Source organism: Oceanococcus sp. HetDA_MAG_MS8 (assembly GCA_019192445.1).
Classification (GTDB): Bacteria; Pseudomonadota; Gammaproteobacteria; order Nevskiales; family Oceanococcaceae; genus MS8.
This window is the reverse complement of sequence record JAHCMK010000001.1, coordinates 545328-563363: the sequence shown is the minus strand read 5'-3', so window position 1 is coordinate 563363 and position 18036 is coordinate 545328. Positions and strand designations below refer to the sequence as shown.

Annotated in this window: 14 protein-coding genes and 1 tRNA gene; 7 read left to right on the top strand and 8 right to left on the bottom strand. The window is 58.8% G+C overall.

Going from position 1 to position 18036, the window contains the following annotated elements:
• Positions 1-77 precede the first annotated feature (77 nt).
• A complete protein-coding gene (locus tag KI787_02270; protein MBV6628757.1) occupies positions 78-1391 on the top strand; it encodes a hypothetical protein in 1314 nt (437 codons plus the stop codon).
• Between the two features lie 235 nt (positions 1392-1626).
• On the opposite strand, the gene KI787_02265 is transcribed toward KI787_02270, so the two are convergent.
• Positions 1627-2235 (bottom strand): arylesterase, encoded by a 609-nt coding sequence (locus KI787_02265; protein ID MBV6628756.1) that lies wholly within the window; start codon positions 2233-2235, stop codon positions 1627-1629.
• Between KI787_02265 and KI787_02260 the strand changes: the two genes are divergently transcribed.
• From KI787_02260 to KI787_02250, 3 genes are read left to right on the top strand one after another with little or no spacing between them, the layout of a single operon-like run.
• A complete protein-coding gene (locus KI787_02260; protein MBV6628755.1) occupies positions 2234-2932 on the top strand; it encodes an ABC transporter ATP-binding protein in 699 nt (232 codons plus the stop codon). The two genes, KI787_02265 and KI787_02260, sit on opposite strands and share 2 nt — an antisense overlap.
• On the top strand, positions 2929-5322 hold the full coding sequence (locus KI787_02255; protein ID MBV6628754.1) for an FtsX-like permease family protein: 2394 nt from the start codon (positions 2929-2931) through the stop codon (positions 5320-5322). Before KI787_02260 ends, KI787_02255 begins: the two co-directional genes overlap by 4 nt.
• Positions 5323-5363: 41 nt before the next feature.
• Positions 5364-5825, top strand: coding sequence for an HIT family protein (locus KI787_02250; protein ID MBV6628753.1), 462 nt, complete (start codon positions 5364-5366; stop codon positions 5823-5825).
• A 25-nt stretch (positions 5826-5850) separates the two neighbouring features.
• Here the strand turns inward: KI787_02250 and secF are convergent, their stop codons facing one another.
• From secF to queA, 5 genes are all read right to left on the bottom strand, one after another.
• Positions 5851-6789 carry a protein translocase subunit SecF gene (gene secF, locus KI787_02245; protein ID MBV6628752.1) on the bottom strand — a complete coding sequence of 313 codons (939 nt, stop codon included), beginning with the start codon at positions 6787-6789 and terminating at the stop codon, positions 5851-5853.
• Between the two features lie 21 nt (positions 6790-6810).
• Positions 6811-8685, bottom strand: coding sequence for a protein translocase subunit SecD (gene secD / locus KI787_02240; GenBank protein ID MBV6628751.1), 1875 nt, complete (start codon positions 8683-8685; stop codon positions 6811-6813).
• 235 nt (positions 8686-8920) lie between these two features.
• On the bottom strand, positions 8921-9250 hold the full coding sequence (gene yajC / locus KI787_02235; protein MBV6628750.1) for a preprotein translocase subunit YajC: 330 nt from the start codon (positions 9248-9250) through the stop codon (positions 8921-8923).
• 30 nt (positions 9251-9280) lie between these two features.
• Positions 9281-10378 (bottom strand): tRNA guanosine(34) transglycosylase Tgt, encoded by a 1098-nt coding sequence (gene tgt, locus KI787_02230; GenBank protein MBV6628749.1) that lies wholly within the window; start codon positions 10376-10378, stop codon positions 9281-9283.
• Positions 10378-11400, bottom strand: coding sequence for a tRNA preQ1(34) S-adenosylmethionine ribosyltransferase-isomerase QueA (gene queA / locus KI787_02225; GenBank protein ID MBV6628748.1), 1023 nt, complete (start codon positions 11398-11400; stop codon positions 10378-10380). Before queA ends, tgt begins: the two co-directional genes overlap by 1 nt.
• Before the next feature lie 58 nt (positions 11401-11458).
• Between queA and KI787_02220 the strand changes: the two genes are divergently transcribed.
• The 3 genes from KI787_02220 to KI787_02210 all read left to right on the top strand — a co-directional run bounded on the left by KI787_02220 (position 11459) and on the right by KI787_02210 (position 14585).
• Positions 11459-11545: transfer RNA gene (locus KI787_02220), tRNA-Leu, on the top strand.
• A gap of 268 nt (positions 11546-11813) precedes the next feature.
• Positions 11814-14312, top strand: coding sequence for a TonB-dependent receptor (locus tag KI787_02215; protein ID MBV6628747.1), 2499 nt, complete (start codon positions 11814-11816; stop codon positions 14310-14312).
• 126 nt (positions 14313-14438) lie between these two features.
• Positions 14439-14585: a hypothetical protein gene (locus tag KI787_02210; protein MBV6628746.1), complete on the top strand. Its 147-nt coding sequence runs from the start codon at positions 14439-14441 to the stop codon at positions 14583-14585.
• A gap of 16 nt (positions 14586-14601) precedes the next feature.
• Here the strand turns inward: KI787_02210 and KI787_02205 are convergent, their stop codons facing one another.
• Positions 14602-15987: an adenylate/guanylate cyclase domain-containing protein gene (locus tag KI787_02205; protein ID MBV6628745.1), complete on the bottom strand. Its 1386-nt coding sequence runs from the start codon at positions 15985-15987 to the stop codon at positions 14602-14604.
• Positions 15988-16065: 78 nt separating this feature from the next.
• Positions 16066-17979: an AMP-binding protein gene (locus tag KI787_02200; GenBank protein ID MBV6628744.1), complete on the bottom strand. Its 1914-nt coding sequence runs from the start codon at positions 17977-17979 to the stop codon at positions 16066-16068.
• Positions 17980-18036: the final 57 nt, after the last annotated feature.

Here is an 18036-nt window from a genome sequence, read left to right as displayed (position 1 = left end):
GGCCAGGTGTGGGGCGGCCTCCGGGTCGCCCCGTTTTGCTCCCCATTGCGGACTACCCCTTCACAGGAGATTTCTCTATGCGTAGCCTTCAGACCTTGGCCATCGTCGCCATCGCAACCTTGGCAAGCGCCGCAAACGCCGCTGAAGTTGGCTCAGGCACCCTCACTTTATCCACCATGGACCTCAGCTTCGGCGGGGGGCCTATCGTAGGCACCAACGCAACGAATGCTGCAGGTCCAGATTGTATTGATCCTGTCCTGCCCTGCGATCAATACGCCTTAAGTGCTGATCTACCGGAAGACCTCAACGAGTTCTTTCCTACCGCCCTGATTCGTGTGACCTTGGGCCCTACCCAAAACTTGAGTGGCGCCGATGACTACGACCTTCGCCTGCTCGATGGCAGCGGGAATGTCTTGGGTGAATCCACCTCGGCTACTGCCAACGAAGCGGTCTCCACCATCGCCTTTGGCGGTGAGCGCGATTACACCGTGGAAGTGATCCATTGGCTGGTTGTTGGCGGCAGTTACGAAGCCAATATCGAACTGAGTCTGGGTCAACCTTCTGCGGACAAAACCGACGAAGAAATAGCGGCCTGGTTCGCTGAAAATGGTGGCGATGACATGGCTGAGGCGCGCGCCGCAGAGGCCTGCTCCGCGCCGGGTTTGACCCTCCTCAGCGATGCTGCTGGTGACGGAGGCGTCTTAATCACGGGTGCTCCTTTTGAGTTTTTGGATATCACCGAACTGAGTGTTTTCCAGCAAGGCACCTTGAACGATGCTGAAGACCCACTGTTGATCGGTTTTCGTATCAAAGTCGACTCACTGGCCTCGGGGCCAGTGCCTAATACGACCTACTTCACCAGCTTCATCACCGGCTTCGGGGCCATTCCACGCGGTGCGCGCATGGAGGTTGATGCCTTCGGCGCGGTGAGTTTCTCTAGCTATGTGGTCAGTGAGGACAATGACGGTGAGCGCCTGGGCCAATTTGCGGAAGAAGGCTCGGTACGCCCTGCCGCGGAAGGCTCGTTCTTCGACGCCAGCGGTGAAATCGTCATCTTGGTCCCCGCGAGCGATATTGGCATTTTGGCCAGCGGTGACGAAATCCGCGATTTCAACGCCTCCAGCATCCTCTACGCGGGCACGCCTCCCATCGACCTCGTGGGCTCCGTTGGCCTCTCCTTCCAGGGTGACGCGGTCCCAGATACCTTGGCTGACCGTCAAGGAAGTTACCTCGTGCGATCCGCAGAAGACTGCGCCGATGACGAGGACACAGTCGCTTCGCGCGCTTTGCCAACCCTTAGTGGTGGTGGCGCTGTAGGTGGAGCGGTCTTGGCCCTACTCATGGTGGGCTTGGGTCTGCGCCGACGCCAACCCAATACCGCTAGGGCGTAGTGTGGGTGGCCACTATCGGCCATGACCTCCACGCCATGACAACCAACGCCGGAAGCCCTGCTTCCGGCGTTTTTATTTGGGCAGTATTCCGCCTTTGGCGCTGCCCTCGGCATTCGCTTTTGCGAATCCCAGCAGGTTCATTTCCACAGCTGTTGCCATTGCCGGTGGGACCCTCAGGCTACCGCCGCAAAGTCGGTCAGGCGCGACTTCAGGGGCGCTGTGGGATCACCCGTGTTTAGCCTGGGGCGCTACCCAGAGCAGTCTCGGCCCCAGGCCAGCCTTCTAGTATCTGGTCTAACAATATTGGCTGGGCGGCTTCATTCGGATGTATTCCGTCGTCTAAAAAGTAGTCCATGTCCGCGGCAATGGGTGCCAGGAAAAACGGTAAGACCGTGGCCGGAGTCTGCGCTGCCAACTGGGAATAGACTGCGCTGAAGGCCTGGGTATAGCGGGGCCCATAGTTTGTTGGCAGGCGCATTTCAAATAACAACACCCGTGCGGAGGCCTGGGTTGCGCTATCGATCATCGCCCGCAGGTTACTGCGCATCTGATCAAGTGGCAGTCCACGTAAGCCATCGTTAGCACCAAGCTCGATCCACACCCAGGTAGGCTGATGATCTTGAAGCAGCGCAGGAAGGCGGCGCAGGCCGCCCGCCGTGGTTTCTCCACTGATGCTGGCGTTAATGAGCTCACTAGGCACCGCCTGCTGCTGCAAGTGCTTCTCCAACAAAGCCGGCCAACTGCGCTCTTGCGGGATACCATAGGCAGCGCTCAGAGAATCACCTAGCAGTAATATGCGCTCCGCCGCGCTCCCTACGCTGCAGCAAAGGCTCAACCCCAGAATGACTAACCAACGGCTACCGCTTATCAAAGCACAGGCTCTCCATCACACCTTGCGTCATGGTACGCAAAGTCTGCAGATCCTGCGGGGTATTGACTTAGAACTAGACTCTGGGCAAAGCGTGGCCATCATCGGACCATCTGGCAGCGGCAAAAGTACGCTGTTGTCGCTACTCGCAGGCTTTGAACAGCCCACCCAGGGTGGGGTCAGTTGGGGCTCTGTTTCCCTCGCGAGCTTGGACGAGGAAGGTCGGGCGCGACTGCGCGCGCAGCAGCTGGGTTTTGTCTTTCAGTCCTTTGCTTTGCTGCCACAACTCTCCGCCTTGGACAATGTGCGGGTGGCAGCAGATATCGCCGGACTGAATAACCCTCTCAACAAGGCTCGCCAAAGTCTCGTTGCTGTGGGGCTCGGTGAACGCTTGGCGCATAAGCCCGCACAGCTCTCCGGGGGTGAACAGCAACGCGTCGCCTTGGCGCGTGCCTTTGTGCATCAGCCCAAGCTATTGCTGGCTGACGAGCCCACCGGCAATCTTGACCCGGACACCGGTCAGACAATCATCGATCTGATGTTCTCCCTGGTGCAAGGTCACAACAGCGGTCTGTTGATGGTGACCCATGATTTGCAATTGGCGCAGCGTTGCCACCGTCAATATCGCTTGGATGCTGGGGTTCTTCGGCCCCTTGATGAAGTCAGCGCATGAGTCATCGACGATTACTGGTGCTGTGCTTAAGTTTGGCCACGGTGGTGGCAGCGAGTACGACCAGTCTCAGTGACCGGGTCTATCGCCTACTGGCTGAACGCACCGCCCAAACCATGGGCGCTGACCTGGTCATTCAAGGCCGAGAAGCCATCGACATTCCCGCAGAGATCGCGGCGCAGCTCTCCGCGTTGACAGTGACGCCTGAGCTCAGCCAACCCAGCATGGTGTTCAGCGCACAGGCGCAACAATTGGTGAGCTTAAGGGCCGTAGGTGCGAAATGGCCGCTCAAGGGCGCGGTTCTCGGTGACAATGGGAAGGCCCTGCCCGCATTGGCACCGCAGCAAGCCTGGGTCGAACAACGCCTGGCTGATCAGCTGGACGTGACCACTGGTGACCAACTCGAGGTTGGCCGTTTGCAACTCACGATCGCAGGCGTGATCCGCCAGTATCCCGGACGCGGTAATGCCGGCTTTGCATCGCTGGCGCCAGAACTCATCATGCGCTTGGACGATTTGCCAGGTACTGGGCTCACACAAGCCGGTGCACGGAGTCGCCACATTCTCTATGCGAGCGGGCCAGCATCTGGCTTGGAACAGCTCCGTCTTTGGGCGCAGTCAGCCAAGCTTAAGGCGCAGCGCCCAGGGGAGCTGCGGCCGGAGCTCGGGAATGCCCTGGAGCGCGCCAAGGGGCTCTTGGACCTGGCCAGTCTGAGCAGCCTGATTCTGCTTGCTGTGGTTGTGTTTTTGTTGGGGCGCTTTCAACTGCCTCAATGGGCCTATCAAACCGCCGTTCTACGCAGCTTGGGCGCTACTCAAAAGAAGCTGTGGACCCTGCTCGCCTGGCCTTGGCTCCGCGATGGCCTGGCGGCCGTGGTTGTTGGCGGAGGTGTCGCCATTGCCGTCCAGGAAGTCCTGGATCTGATGCTTCCACGGCTAGACGTCGCCTTGCCTATGTGGCGCTGGGAGCCTGTGGTCCTGAGTATGGCCGCGGGCTTTAGTTTGTCTTTGGCTTTATTGCCCAGCCTTTATCAGGCCGCGCGAACTCCGCCCACGCGAATTTTTCACCAAAGCGCTGAGGATACTGCGCCGCAGCTCAGCGTCGCCCTACTGTGGACCTTGCTGTGTGTACTCATCGCCAGCCGAATCTTGGGAATTGGTTGGGTGATTGTGGGGGCGAGCCTGGGCGTGATGGTCCTGGGAGCCGCTTTGCTGGGGCTGTTAAGTATGGCGTTCTTGGGGCTGCTAGGGCGTGGCGTCGCTCCGCTGAGCGCACGTGCTCAACTTGCTGCGCAGCCGATCTTTAGCGCCACTCAGGCCGCAAGCTTAGGGCTGGGTATCGCCATCATTGGGCTACTGGCAGGACTACAAGGGCAAATTATTGCCCCCTGGCAGAGTCAGCTCCCGGCCGATGCGCCCAACCGCTTCGTCATTAACATCCAGCCGCAACAGCAGCGCGAATTTGAAGACCTACTGGCGGCCGCGGACATACCATCTCCGCGGATGATGCCTATGGTTCGGGGCCGGCTGGTGGGCTTGAACGGCGCTGAGGTGCGCAGTGAAGATTTCAGTGACCCCGATACGCAGCGCTGGATCAATCGGGATTTCAACCTGTCGAGCGCCGCGCAGCTGCCTTCCGATAATCAGCTATTGCAGGGCCGTTTTTGGGATGCCGACTCCACCGCCTTGGAGCTTTCGGTGGACACCTACGCTGTAGAACGTCTGGATCTCACCTTGGACAGCACCCTCAGCTTGGATTTTGCGGGCCAGCGCCGACAGTACACCGTGACGAGCATTCGCGACGTTCAATGGGACAGTTTGCAGCCCAACTTCTTCTTACTGGTGCCACCCGCAGCTCTGCCACAAGATCAAGCGAGTTGGATCACCGCCTATTACCAGCCCCCAGAGAAAGCGGGTTTGGACCGTAAGCTGGCGCAGAGCATGCCCAATCTCACCATCTTGAACCTAGACAGCCTTATTGCTGAGATTCGACAAATCACAGCACGCGCCCTGCTTGCCCTACAGATTGTGTTCGGCTTCACTCTGGTGAGCGGCGCCTTATTGGTGCTGGTGATGTTACGCGCGAGTGTTCCGCAGCGGCGCCAACAAAGCGCTGTGTTGCGGGCTATGGGCTTGTCACGCCAACGCCTGCGGGGATTGCTACTGCGCGAATATGCCTTGCTAGGACTTCTAGCGAGTGTCGGTAGCGTGCTCCTCGCCCAAACTTGCCTGGCGGTGCTGGCGCAGCAGCAATTTGATATGGCCTGGGTTCCACAGCCTGCACTGATCACGGTGCCGATTATGGCTGGGGTGGCACTGAGTGCAGCTCTGGGCTGGTGGCAGCTGCGCAGCACCACAACCACACCGCCCACGCGTCTGCTCCAGGAGAGCTAGCCTTCAGGGCGCAGAATTCCCTCTTACCGGATAAGCATCCAATGCCGAGTATTTTTAGCCGGATCATCGCCGGCGAGTTACCAGCCAGCGAAGTCTATAGAGACGAGCACTGCTTGGCCTTTATGGACATTCACCCCATCAGCCCTGGCCATGTTCTGGTCGTACCGCGGCAAGAGCTCATGTGTTTGAGCGAGCTTGACGCGTCTTTGTACGGTCACCTCTGGGAAGTCGCGCGCAAACTTGCCAAGGCTCAGCAACACGCCTTAGGCAGCCACGCGCAACACTTTCTCGTCAACGATGGACCTGGGGCGAACCAAACCGTGCCGCATGTGCACATCCATGTGATTCCCCGTTATCAGGGCGACGGCCTGCGTAGCCTCTGGCGCATGATTGGCCATGTTGGCATTGTGGCCTTATCGCCTCCGATCAGCGCGCGAGCGCGCCGACGTCTAGACCAGCAGGCACGAAGCATTGCCGAGGCCCTGAAGACCTCGGCTACTTAGGGCGGGGGCAGCCTAATCGGTGGGACTAGACCCGCGCTCCAGAATCGTCGCCTTCCTCAATTTGTACGGGAATAAGGTCTTCTCGCTGCAGGCCCAAGGCCAGAGCCGAAGCTCCTGCGACATAGGTCGAGGAGTATGTCCCGATAATCACGCCCAGAATCAGGGCCAACGAGAAGCCGGTTAAGGCCTCGCCACCAATGGTGAACAGCGCACCCAAGACTAGCAGGGTGGTCAGCGACGTCATCAGCGTACGCGACAACATTTCGTTGATAGCTCGGTTCATGGTGCTGACTTCATCACCAGCGCCCTTGCGGCGGAAGTTTTCCCGGCAACGGTCAAAGACCACGATGGTGTCATTCAAGGAGTAACCAATCACGGCCAGCACTGCCGCAAGGACCGCCAGATCGAAATCCCAGCCGAAGACCGAGAAAGCGCCCAAGGTCAAAATGACATCGTGCCCCAGCGCAGCCACAGCGCCGGCAGAAAACTTCCAATGGAAACGAAACACGATGTAGACAAAAATACAGCCCAGCGCCCAGAGCATGGCCAGCCCGCCATTAACGGCCAACTCTTCTCCCACTTGCGGGCCCACATATTCAATCCGGCGGAGTTCTACACCGGAATTTGCAGCCTGTAAGACGCCTAAGATTTGTTCGGAGAGTTGCGCCGAAGAGATGTTGTCCTGCGGCAACAAACGGACCAGCACATCCTGGGCCGACCCAAAGTTTTGCACGACAGCCCCGCCAAATCCGCCCTGCTCCAATGTGGCGCGTACCTGATTCAGGTCCGGTGGCGTGGGATATTCCACCTCCACCAGTACTCCACCGGTGAAATCGATACCGAAATTCAGGCCCTTGGTAAACAAGCTGCCTAACGACAACACCACCAACACGATGGACACCAGCCCAGTGACTTTGCGCACCTTGAGAAAATCAATATTGCGCGGTTGCGATAAAAAACGCATGTGCTATTCCAGATATCGAGATCAGACCGGCAAGTCCGCCAAACGGCGGCGCCCGTACAGTGCATTGGCGAGCACGCGCGTGCCCATGATTGCGGTGAACATTGAGGACAGGATCCCCAACGACAAGGTGACCGCAAAACCTTTAATCGGACCCGTACCGAAGACAAACAGCACCAGAGCCGCAATAAAGGTGGTGACGTTGGCATCCGCAATGGTGACGAAGGCCTTGTCGTAACCGGCACTGATGGCCTTTTGGGTAGAACTGCCGCTGAAGAGCTCTTCGCGGATGCGCTCAAAAATCAATACATTGGCATCCACCGCCATGCCGACTGTGAGCACGATGCCGGCAATGCCAGGAAGCGTGAGCGTCGCCTGCAGGATCGACAAGGCTGCGACCACCAAAACCAGATTGACCAGCAGAGCTAGGTTGGCAAACAGCCCGAATACGCGGTAGTACACGACCATAAACACCATGACCAAGGCCAGGCCGATGATCACGGCCTTGAAGCCCTTATCGATGTTGTCCTGCCCCAGGCTGGGACCAATGGTGCGCTCTTCGACGATTGCCACTGGCGCGGCTAGAGCCCCGGCGCGCAGCAACAGCGCGAGGTCTTTGGCTTCTTGGCTGGTGAGCCCAGTCGTTTGAAAACGCTTACCAAACACCCCCCGTACCGTTGCCACAGAGATGACCTCGGCAGTTTCCTGGCGTTCGCGCACGGCATTGCCATCTTGGTCGTAGCTGATGCGGATATCCGTTTCGCGGAATAACACGGCCATTAGCCGGCCCACATTGTCGGCTGTGAAATCAAACATGCGCTTCGCACCCTGCCCATTGAGGGTCACAGATACGGCAGGCGTTCCAGATTCCGTGTCCACAGTCGACGCCGCATCCACAATTTGGCTACCGGTGGCGATGACCTCACTTTTCAGCAACAAAGGGCGCCCGGTATCGCGCTCATAAAAGAGCTCCGAGTCCAGCGGCACAATACCGGTCTCAGCCGCCAGACGAGCATCCTCGTCTTCGGCCACAGCGCGATATTCCAAAGTGGCTGTGGCATCAAGAATGGACTTGGCTTGGGTGGGGTCTTTCACGCCGGGTAGCTGAACCAAAATTCTGTCTTTGCCTTGGCGCTGAACCACAGGCTCGGCCACACCCAGCTGATTCACCCGATTGCGCAATGTGGTGAGGTTTTGTTTGACCGAAAACTCCACCAGGCGCTCAACCTCAGATTCTTGCATCTGGGCGCGCAGGCCGATGACCGCGCCATCGCCGTCCATGCTTTGCACGTCGAGCTCGTTGAATTCGCGGCGCAATGCTTGAATAGCGGCATCGCGCGTGTCTACATCCCGAAACTCCAATTCCACAACGGAGCCATTCAAGCGGCGAGCGGTATACCGCAGCGGCGGTTCATGGCGGCGCAAATAGGCAGGGAGGTCTCGGGCGTACCCTTCTGCCGCCTTCTTCAGCACATGCTCGATATCCACCTCCATGAGGAAGTGCACCCCGCCGCGTAGGTCCAGACCCAAAGCCATGGGTTCAGCGCCGAGGCCCTCGCGCAGCCACGCCGGACTGCGTGGTGACAAGGACAGAGCCACGATGTACTCAAAACCCAACTCCCGCTTGAGTGCATCAGAGGCCAACAGCTGGGCTGACTCGTCGGCAACGACGACCTCCATACGCCCATCATCGGTGAGCGCCTCGCGCTCTACAGTCACGCCGGCCTGCTCTAGGAGGCGGCGCACTTTAGCCTCGTCAGCTCGGGTCAAGGCCTCACCAGAATCGGCGGATATCACCAATGACGGCGCTTCCCCGAAGACATTGGGTAAGGCATATAAGGCGCCACCGACGACCAAAGTCAGCAACAGCAACACCTTCCAAAATGGATTTTGATTCATCACACACTTCGCCGCCCCAAGCGGCATACTTGCGCCTCAATAACGGCGCTGAAGGTCCTCCCCCTAAGCTTACGCTGATTGATTCAATGCGGCCGCGGTCGGGGACTACCTAAGTTTCCACCACGACTATGGGTGGATATCAGTAACACCCACCCACTTCGCCATTAACGCGGTCATTAGCCGCCAGGCGTCGCAAGCGAATTCAATGAACGCCCTGCTAGGGGCCTGGGCTGGCTTACAGCGTTTTCAGCGTGCCCTTCGGCAACACTTGAGCAACAGCCGCCTTTTGGACTTTGATGGCGGTGTTCTCGGCGATTTCAACCGTAAGGTAAACCTCTCCTACTTCCAGCACCTTGCCGGCCACGCCGCCAGTGATCACGATTTCATCGCCTTTGGCGATACTGCTCACGAGCTGTTTGTGTTCTTTGCTGCGCTTCATCTGCGGGCGAATCAGCATGAAGTAGAACAACACCACGAGGATGATCAGCGGGAGCAGCTGGGCGACGAGTGAGGGCTGCGGTGCAGCGCCTGCCTGAGCATGCGCGGCGGAAATCAGGAAATCCATGGTTTCTATACTTGCTGTAGAGGCGCCGGATTATGCCAGAAAGCGCTCCCGGAACCCGGCCGCAAACTCAGATAGCCGCCCATCCTCAATAGCCTGGCGGATGTCGCGCATCAGGTCTTGGTAGAACCAGAGGTTATGCATGGTGTTCAACCGTGCACCCAAAATTTCGTTGCAGCGATGCAAATGATGCAGGTACGCGCGAGAGTAGCCAGTGCATGTGGGGCAGGCGCAATCGGGGTCCAAAGGGCCGGTATCGTTGCGATGGCGAGCATTCTTGAGTCGTACAACGCCATCACGTGTAAACAGGTGGCCGTTACGTGCGTTTCGGGTCGGCATCACACAGTCAAACATATCCACCCCCCGCTCAACGGCATCAAGCAGGTCTAAGGGTGTGCCCACACCCATCAGATACCGAGGCTTATCCTTGGGCATATGCGGTTCAACGCTGTCGAGCACTAATAAACGCTCGTCGCGCGTCTCGCCTACGCTGAGTCCGCCAATGGCGTACCCCGGCAGGTCCAGCTCGGCCAGCCTATGAATGGATTCCCGGCGCAGATCGGGATACATACCGCCCTGCACAATGCCAAACAAGGCATTAGGGTTGTTGCCATGCTCTTTTTGGCAGCGTAATGCCCAGCGCGCCGATAACTCCATAGACTCACGTGCCTGGGCGGCATCCGCAGGATACGGAGTGCATTCATCAAACTGCATGATGATGTCGGAGCCCAGGGCGTGCTGAATCTGCACCGACTTTTCAGGCGAGAGAAAAACCCGGTCACCATTGATTGGCGAAGCAAACAACACACCGTCTTCAGTGAGTTTGCGCAGCTCGGACAGGCTCCAGACTTGGAAACCGCCGGAGTCCGTCAAAATGGGCCCAGACCACTGCATAAAGTCATGCAAATCGCCATGCTGGGCGATGACCTCTGTTCCTGGGCGCAACCACAAATGAAAGGTGTTCCCCAGGACAATTTGCGCCCCCAATTGTCGAACCTCGGCCGTGGTCATGGCTTTGACGCTGCCGTAGGTCCCAACTGGCATGAACGCCGGTGTATCCACCACGCCCCGCGCGAAGCGTAACTGCCCTCGCCTAGCCGCTCCCTGGGTATGGCTGATAGAGAATTCCATCAGGCCAGTCGCTGGGAAATAAACATGGCATCTCCGTAGGAGAAGAAGCGATAACGCTGGTCCACCGCATGGGCATAAGCGCTCAGAATGCGCTCACGTCCGGCCATGGCGGATACCAACATCATCAGGGTTGATTGCGGCAAGTGGAAATTTGTCAGCAAAGCATCCACTACATGGAACTTAAACCCCGGCGTAATAAACAAATCGGTGTCTCCGTGGCCGGCCCTGAGTGTGCCGCTGCGCGCCGCGCTTTCCAAGGAACGCACCACCGTTGTGCCCACCGCTACCACTCGTCCCCCGCGATTCTTGGTCGCCTGAATCTGAGCAACCAGCTCCGGGCTCACCTCGTACCACTCCTTATGCATTTGATGCGCTTTGACATCTTCCACCCGCACGGGCTGAAAGGTGCCCGCGCCTATATGCAAGGTGGTAATTCCACGCTCCACACCACGCGCTTGGATGGCACCTAGCAAATCCTCGTCAAAATGTAGGCTCGCCGTTGGCGCGGCAACCGCCCCCTCGCGCTCGGCCAGTAAGCTCTGATAGCGCTCCTGGTCTGCATCTTCGGGCTTGCGCGTGATGTAAGGCGGCAGGGGAATCTCACCGTGCGCCGCGAGCAGCTCCTGCCACTCCCCTTGCTTGAGTCCAAGCACGAAAAACATGCCCTCACGCCCCTGAACTTCAACGGCATAATCGCCGATGTCGATCACGGTGCCGGGTGGAGGGGTCTTGCTGGCACGGAGCATGGCCACGGCGCTACCGTGATCACGAATACGCTCCAGCATGAGTTCTACGCGCCCGCCGCTGTCTCGCTTGTTCCCGTGCAGACGTGCAGGTATCACTCGGGTGTTGTTGAACACCAGCAAATCTTCGGGCTGTAACAGCTCCGGCAGGTCGCGCACGCCGAGGTCGGCATTCCCTTCAGGGCCGAGGTGCAGCATGCGCGAGGCGCTGCGCTGCGCTAAGGGTTGCTGAGCAATAAGCTCTTCAGGGAGGGTGTAATCGAAGTCTTGAGTACGCATGGCGCGCAAAGACTACCGTTTTGCTTCGGCTATTGGTAGACTTCGCGTCCTCGATGATGCCCGGGTGGCGGAACTGGTAGACGCGCCGGATTCAAAATCCGGTTCTGGCAACAGAGTGCGAGTTCGATTCTCGCCCCGGGCACCACCTTGAAAAGCTGCGCATGCCAGCCAGCTCTATGCTCCACTGAAGCCATGTGCCCTTCCAGCACTAGCCGAGAGCAACGCTACCCCCACATAGCCACTCATAACTGCGCAACAGGTCCTGCTCCGCCCAATGCATAGCAGCTGATGCACCTGGTAAATCAGATGCGGCTATGGCGCAAAGAAACCACAGTGGTGGCCTTATGCAGTGTCCTCGCCCCTGAGCGCAGTCACACCACACAAGCACTATTGCCGAGCCTATTGCACCAGACATGGCCCAGACGGCGACAATAGCCCCGGTCACCGTCAGCTCCAGTGCCATGCTCCATACTCATCGTCACGCGACCGCGGCTTGGGCCCTGCGCCTCATCGCGCTCTGCGCGCTGAGCTTTGCAATCCCGGCTCTTGCGCAGAATGATGCTAACGAGGGTCGCGGGGTCTTGCGCGTCAAAGTGGAAGCGGCCCTGGGTCAGCGCCCGCTGGCGCAGGCGGAGCTACTACTGCGGCGCAACCCCTCTGCTGAGCTGGTCGGCCAGGTACGCAGCGGCTCTGATGGCATTGCCCGCTTGACTGGCTTGGTCGCCGGGCTGTATTCGCTGTCAGTACGCCTTGAGGGCTATCAAATCGCCGAACTACGGTCTGTGCGGGTGGTTGCTGACAAAACCACCCCAGTGGTTGTGCGGCTACGCCCCCTCAGTGCGGCGGATCGGGCGTCTAGCGCTGTGGTGGTGGTTGCCGACGCCCAGCGCGCTGATGCTTTGAGCTCGGCCGGCTCGACCTACCTCAACCGCGAAGAGATACGCAGCGCCGTGGGTAGTGGCGGCGATGTTTTGCGCGCGCTAGACGGCACCTTGGGGCTGTTTACCAGCGGGGCCTTTTCCAGCTTCACCGTGCGCGGCCGAGGCCCCCGCGACAATCTGATTCTTGTGGACGGAATTCCTTTCGCCAACATCGTCCACTTCGACGACAACTTTGGCTCTACCGAGGCAGATTCCGAAGGCGGCGGTCGCTATTCGGTGTTCGCCCCCAACACCATAGGTGGCGCGGAGTTTCAGCCCGGGGGTTGGAGCGCGGCCTATGGCGGGCGCGCCGGGTCCTTGTTGCTCGTCGATGTCGCGGAAGGTAATCCGGATACGGCGGCGACTAGCTTGCGTTTGGATTTGACTGGGCCTGAACTCACCTACGACGGACCCAGCGGCTTCGACGCCAATACCAGCGTGCTGTTCTCGGCCCGTCAACTCAACTTTGGGCGGCTGTTCGAGAGCGTGGGTGTGGATGACCTAGGCACGCCACGCACACGTGACCTCATATTCAAAACCACCACGCGGCTGGACAATGATGGGGAATTCAGTCTTCTCCTGCTGCACGCTCCGGAAAGCTTCGAGCGCGATATTTCCAACGTATTGGCCAGCGACGATGAGGACCCTGGAAACTTCGGTAATGTCCTGCTCAACAGCAGTGAGCGCGACAACAACCTCTTGGCTATGCGCCTGGAAGCTTGGCTCAGTGAAGACCTGCGCTGGACCAACCGTGTTTACGCGACCCAGTTGGACCAGCGGAGTCGAACCGGGGAGGCTTATCCCGATCTGGCCGGCCCGGACCCGGCCCCCGCAGATGTGCTCCAGCGGCCCGATATCTTACGCAGTCGGCAAGCGGTGGATGAGTGGGGCTGGCGCTCGGATTTTGAGCGGATACAAAGTACTTCGCGTGCGCATTGGGGGCTACGGTTGGTCTATCAACAAACGGATCTGGAGCTGTCCTTGCAGGACAACTGGATTCGCTACGTATACAACCGCAGCGACTTCCGTCCGGAACCTGATCAGCGCTTTATTGAGCTGACCCCGGCCCTGATTAACAACCGCTCGCGTTCCTCCCACTGGTTGGCGACCGGCTTTGCCGAATACACCTGGTCTCGGCCTACCGCAGAGTATCGAGCAGGCCTGCGTCTGGATTCTGACGGCCTCACACAGGAAGAACTGCTCTCCCCCCGTCTGGGCGCAAGTTGGCGTTTGAGCCCGCGCTGGACTCTGAATGCAACGGCGGGCCGCTTTCATCAACCCCCACGGCTGGAAGAACGTGCCAGCGACGCCAGCAATACCGCCCTGCTCAATGAGCGCGTTGATCAAGTGAGTCTGGGCTTTCAGTACAGCCTCTCGCGAGATTGGCTGCTACTTGCCGAGGCTTACCACCAGCAGCTGGATCGCTTGATTCTGGAGACAGACGCCGTCGACCAACGCTTTGCCAATAGCGGCGAAGGCCTGTCCCAAGGCGTGGATGTGGGCTTTAACCGCCGACTGAATCAAGGCTGGTCCATGGACCTCACCTACTCCTACAACCATACAGATATCGACCCCGGCCAAGGCCAAGCGCGACGGCCTGCCGACTTTTCCCGGCCTCACGCAGTGAACATTGGTGGTGTCTGGGAGATAAATTCCCGTTGGAAAGTGGCCGCGCGCTGGAAGTGGGCCTCTGGTTTGCCACGCGATGCCTTTGTCATCTTCTCGGATGTCCTGCCGCAAGGCGAGCCACTGCGATTTGCCCAAGAGATTGTGGCCCCCAACGTCGATCGTTTCGCCGCTTACCGTAGCCTCAATATACGCGTGGATTATCGGCGCAATCTGGGGTTTGGCGATCTGGTGAGCTTCCTGGACGTCATCAATGTCACCGGAGCCCCTAATCCGGACTCTGAAAATTTTGATGAGCGGCTGGGCACCATTGAGATCGAAGAGGGCAACGCCCTCCCCTTTATCGGGCTGCGTTTGGAGTGGTAACGGCTTTGCTCAAGGTCGACCCGACGTTGTTGACGGATCATTGACAGGGTCTCAGGAATACTGACTCCAAGGCTCGCGGCATATGGCTTGCAAGCCCACAAAAAGCTGACATCAATGGAGCCTGCGATGGAACTCTTCACTCTGACTGATATGGCACTCATTGGGCTGGCCTGGGCGGCCTATGCGGTTGGCGGCATTTACTTCTTTGCCTGGAAACCCAAGCACCGTGCCGTGCAGCTAACGCGGCAGCGTAGTCCTCGTTCCCAAGCCTGAGCAAGCGCTTTTGGGTTTAGGCCCGGGATATCCGTCGCTTTAGGCGCCGTGCCATACGCCGGGCACGGCTACTACGCTGCCCCTCTAAAGAAGCATCGCTAGGTGCCTGGGCGCGAATGCAGCTGACCGGCACGGGTTCTGGGAAGCCTTTCAACGGTTGAGGACGGCTCTGGCGAATGTCCAGGGTGGACAACACCGCTTCATCCACCTGCTGCAAGGTGCGATCATCCACATAGACCTCACCGTCCTCAGCACGGTCGCAGAGCCGACTGGCTAGATTGACTGGATTCCCCACAGCAACATATTCCAGCCGACTGGCACCATGGATGGCGCCCACGGTGACGGTGCCTGTGGCGACCCCAGCGCCCACTCCTAAGGGATGTTGGCTGCTAATGAGTAGCTCCCGCGCTTGGGCACAAAGCTCCATCGCTAGGCGTAGTGCACGCTGTGCGTGATCGTCACAAGCCGCCGGAGCGCCAACTAATATCAGAACTCCATCGCCGGCGTGATCCTTGACCGTGCCGCCGTGGCGGCTGGTGACATCGCCAACCAGTTGGTAGTAGGCAGCCAGCAGATCCATCACCACATCGGTGCTTTCGGTGCGTGCAAAGGCGGTAAAGCCCCGCAGGTCCACACTCACCACGCTTAAGACCCGACGTTGGCGCTGCATGGTGCGCTCCATGCCTTCGGTTTGCACCAGCCGTGCCACTTCAGGGGCCAAAAACTGGCGCATAAATTGACCGCGCCGGCCCTGCAGCAATAGGTAGCGGACCGAGCCCCACAAGAAGACCAACAAGCCCGCTGTTAATGTGAGCGGGATGTAATCCTGATGAATAAATAGCGCAGTCAACAGTACCGGCCCAGCCAAGGACAGCGATTGCAGACGCACCGACTCCGCTGCATCAATCTGCACCAGGCGCAAACCCACAATAGCAATGGTGACGCACAAAATGGCCGTGCCGAGAATAGGCGCGAATATGGCCCATTGCAGTCCGGGAACTCGATTTAAACCATCGGTTTCCTGCCCCGCTGTTTCTGGCCAAGCCAAGGTGAATACCAGGCCCATGATCATGTAAATGACGATGAGCAATTGCGCCACTCTAAACAGCCACAACACCCACACAGAAGGCGCATAGGTTCCCGTACGGGCGATTCGCCGTCCCCACTCAATACCCGCCAGAATCGCGAGCCCCTCACACAGTCCGTAGATCAGTTGAAAGACCACAGACACCGGCAGGTTTTGCTCGTCCGGACCACTCAGTAATAGCCGAGCGCCAATCATGCCCATGCACAAGGACAGCGCTCGAGTTGCGGGGTTGTCCCGGTCCTGCCACCAGAAAATCAGGGCAGTACCAGACATCATTAAAGCGACGACCAAATACGCCGAGCTGGGCCAAAGCATCTGGCCACTCCAATCAGGACAACCTGTTAGTTCGTTACCGGCAGCCTAGCAGAGCCGGTCGCTGAAGCGCTGTAGTTCTCAGCCCGCTGCACGCTGTGACTGCGGTTGGGCATAGCCCATTCCCACGAGCACGATCTCAATTTCCTGCAAGATTGCTGGGTCATCAATTGTGGCGGGAGCGCATGGCGCTTCGCCATCGGCCAATTGGCGCAAGGTCTTTCTGAGCACTTTTCCGGAACGGGTTTTGGGAAGGCGTTTGACCACACCCACCTGGCGTAAGCAGGCCACCGCACCCAGTTGCGCCCGGGTCCGCTGTACGAGGTCTTTCTCTAAACTTTCTGGGTCGACCTGCTTGCCGTCTTTGAGAACAACTAAGGCCAGCGGCAGCTGCCCTTTTAAGGCATCGGCCACACCAAACACAGCGCACTCGGCCACGCAGTCATGCCCCGCCACAATCTCTTCGATGGTGCCGGTAGAGAGGCGGTGCCCCGCGACATTAATGACGTCATCGGTACGCGACAAAAACCACAAGTATCCGTCTTCATCCTGAATACCCGCATCTCCGCTCAAATAATGGCCGGGGTGTTGTTGCAAATAGCTTTGCTGCAGCCCGGTCTCGTTGTTCCACAGCGTGAGCAGCGTTCCTGGGGGCAGCGGCTGTTCTAGCACTAAACTCCCCACTTGGCCTGCCGGCGCAGGTGCACCATCGTCGCTCAACACCTTGAAGTGAAACCCGGGCATGGCCTTGCCCGCAGCACCCGACTTTGGCGCAACCCCTTTTAAACCCAAGGGAACGGCGGCGGCTGGCCAGCCCAGTTCGGTTTGCCACCAATGGTCGATGACGGGTATTTGCAACTGATCTTGAGCCCATTGAATAGTGTCTGGATCACTGCGCTCTCCCGCTAAGAATAAGCTGCGCAAGCTGGGCATGGGGTACTCACTGAGCTTGAGCCCCTGGGGGTCCGCTTTCTTAATGGCCCGAATGGCTGTGGGAGCGGTGAACAAAATATTCACCTGATGCTCATAGACCACCCGCCAAAAAGCCCCCGCATCGGGTGTGCCTACCGGCTTACCCTCATACAAAACGGTTGTGCACCCTCGAATTAAGGGCGCATAGACAATATACGAGTGGCCCACCACCCAACCCACATCCGATGCCGCCCAGAACACATCTCCGGGTGCAGCGTCATAGACCGCCCGCATGGAGTAATCCAATGCCACGGCGTGACCACCATGATCCCGCACCACTCCTTTGGGCTGACCGGTCGTTCCACTGGTATACAAGATGTACAGAGGGCTGGAGGCCTTGACGGCCACGCAACCCACCGAGTCTGCTGCTAAGACTTCCTGGTCCCAGTTGCGGTCGCGCACGGGATGTAAGCGTGCTTCTAGTTCTTCTCGCTGCAGAATAATGCAACGGCTAACCGGCCAATGCGCTTCATCCAAAGCCTGATCCAACAAAGGCTTGTAGGCAATGGTTTTGCCTGGTTCTAAACCACAAGATGCGCTGAGGATGAGGACCGGTTTTGCATCGTCAATACGCTTGGCGAGCTCTGCTGCCGCAAAGCCACCAAAAACCACGGAATGCACGGCGCCAATACGGGCGCAGGCCAACATCGCCATGACGGCCTCGGGCACCATTGGCATGTAGATGACCACCCGGTCGCCAGGGCTTACGCCATGACTGCGCAGCATGCCCGCCACCCGCGCTACATGATCCCGTAGCTCTCGGTAGCTGTAGCTACGTGACTTACCAGACATGGGCGAGTCGTACACCAAAGCCGGTTGGTCGGCACGGCCCGCGGCCACATGTCGGTCCAGAGCGTTGAAGCAGGTGTTGAGCTCGCCGTCGGCGAACCATTCTCCGAGGGGGCCTAGGCCAGGGTCGTAGGTGCTGCTCCAGGCTTTGTCCCAATGCAGGCTGCGCGCCTGCCGCGCCCAGAACTGCTGGGGGTTGGTCCGTGCGAGTTCGCACTCGTCTTGATAAGCCATGTTCTGCGCTCCTCCGACTCGGCGTGGATAAGGTTTAGCCACGATCAACAGCTCAGT